Consider the following 2051-nt stretch of genomic DNA (forward strand, 5'->3'; position numbering starts at 1 on the left):
AACGTCGGGGCGATCCTTCACGGATGGATCGTGCCGAGCGCACTAGCCGACGCGAGCCGCGCCGGCTGGGACATCTAGGGAGCTCGGCCGATGCCCCAAACCGTCATTCTCCAGGGCCCCACCCCAAGCTGGGCGCTCGACGTGCAATGGCCCTGGCGGTACAACCAAGCCACCAACTTCGAGACGGGAGAATGCATCATCATCGGCGGGGTGACGTTCCCCACGGCCGCAGTCCCCACCACAATTAGCCGGTCACTCAGGAGCTTCGACCAAGCGGGCGGAGGTGTGACCCGTGTCACCAGCTATTACCGCGGCATGTTCGCCGAGCGCTGGCAGACTGCCGGCGTCGCTGCCTGCCACACCTGGGGATACATTCCGCTTTACCCCGCAATCGGCCTGGCCCCATCCTTCCCGCCTGGAGTCACCACCCTACCGCATCAGCGCGCGGCGTGGATCTCCTTTACCATCGCTCCCGACGCTGGCCACGCTCTTACCTCCTCTACCGGCGTCGCAATCCTCAATAGTGCGGCTCATCTTGGTATCCAGAATTGGCCCGGGCTCGGGGGCGGGGTTGTGGCGAATCAAGGGGGGTTCGGGATCTTCGGCGATGGGGCGGGCGGGCTCGCCTTCATCGCATACGACAACGTGACACCGGGCCCCGCCGGCGTTCTAACGCAAATCGCAATCCCCGCGCCGCCGGCCGCCGGCGACTGGCAGAGCTTCGACTTCTTCATCACCGGAGGCTCGGGGAGTCGGGACGCGACCCTGGACGTGTACGTTGGCGGCGCGCTCCTGCCCGGCGCGACTCAACTTCGGTTCACCAACGCCGCCGGGGGGTGCTGGTGGGACCCCGCCGTTAATCGCTTGATGCAATTGGCCCTGAGACATCAGACCGCCGGCGCGGGCAACGGGATCCGGTTCGCCTACTGGCGCATAAGGACCGGATCCTTCACCCGGGACGGTGTAGAGCTCACGACCTGACAAGGTCTCTTTCATTCTCGCGAGGTTCCGACATGTACGCTTTCCAGGGATGCGGCCGCCCCTCCGGACTCGGCAGCTACGCGAACCCGTGGGATGCGCCGAGCATCACCGGACAGCTCCAGGTGATGAGCACCGGCGAGCTCCGCTTTTCGGTCCCGGGCCACAACTTCAACCTTCAGTACGCCGCGAACCCCGCCACCCGCGCCGCCTTCGAGCTCCATTCCTTCGGCGGGCCCGTCACGGTCTACGGGACCGCGCTCGGCTACGGGATCTATTCCGTGGAGACGTGGGAGGCCGGCGCGCCGGCCGAGCCTTTCGAGCCGGGGGGGCCCGGTGGTGACGCACCCCCCGACGTGCCCGAGGAACCGGGCAATGGTGGAGCTCCTGGAGGCGGTGGAGCTCCTGGAGGCGGTGGAGCTCCTGGAGGCGGTGGAGCTCCTGGAGGCGGTGGAGCTCCTGGAGGCGGTGGAGCTCCTGGAGGCGGCACCCCCGCGGCCGCTCCGATCCCGTGGACTCCCATCCTCGCCCTTGGTGCCCTGCTCCTGCTCCCCACACTCCGGGGGCCGCGGTAGCTCGTGACGGTCCTCGCCCGAAACTTCACCCTGGAGGAAATGCCTTGCTGGCGGCACGCCAGCCCGGCGGACATCGCTCGCCTCCGCGCAACCGCGGAGCGGGTGTTACAGCCGGTCCGGGATCGGTGGGGGAAGGTTGTCGTCACTTCCTGGAAATGGTGGCGTGACGGGTGCCGTCAGCGGACCGGAGCTCACGCGAGCGGGGGGACCGTGGACTTCACCACGCCGGACGCGGACTTGACCGACGTGTTCGCCTGGGGCATGACCCAGCCGTGGCGGGACTACATCGGCCGATGGATCTATGAACCGCCGATCCCCGGGCACCAAGGGGAACACATCCACATGGCACCGATTCACGACATGACCGAGCAATTCGCCAAGGCTGATTCCGCCGCCTTCATCGAAACCGGGGTTGGACAATACACGCCGGTCCCGGGATGGGGCGGCCACACCGGGGGCCTGGACGATCCGATAGAGGTGGAGGGGGTGACCGTCACC

Annotated in this window: 3 protein-coding genes; all 3 read left to right on the plus strand. The window is 67.4% G+C overall.

The features are described 5' to 3' along the window. The first annotated feature begins 573 nt into the window (after positions 1 to 573). Positions 574 to 981, plus strand: coding sequence for a hypothetical protein (locus VM054_03210; GenBank protein HUT98061.1), 408 nt, complete (start codon positions 574 to 576; stop codon positions 979 to 981). 372 nt (positions 982 to 1353) lie between these two features. Beyond that, on the plus strand, positions 1354 to 1560 hold the full coding sequence (locus VM054_03215; GenBank protein ID HUT98062.1) for a hypothetical protein: 207 nt from the start codon (positions 1354 to 1356) through the stop codon (positions 1558 to 1560). A 203-nt stretch (positions 1561 to 1763) separates the two neighbouring features. Beyond that, positions 1764 to 2051 (plus strand): hypothetical protein (locus tag VM054_03220; GenBank protein ID HUT98063.1); only part of this gene is annotated, 288 nt, incomplete at its 3' end.

This window comes from bacterium (assembly GCA_035528375.1).
In the GTDB taxonomy this organism is placed as follows: Bacteria; RBG-13-66-14; RBG-13-66-14; order RBG-13-66-14; family RBG-13-66-14; genus RBG-13-66-14.

Excerpts from the sequence above, each read along its gene's own strand:
- VM054_03215 (HUT98062.1), top strand. The coding sequence starts at position 1,354 with ATGGTGGAGCTCCTGGAGGCGGTGGAGCTCCTGGAGGCGGTGGAGCTC.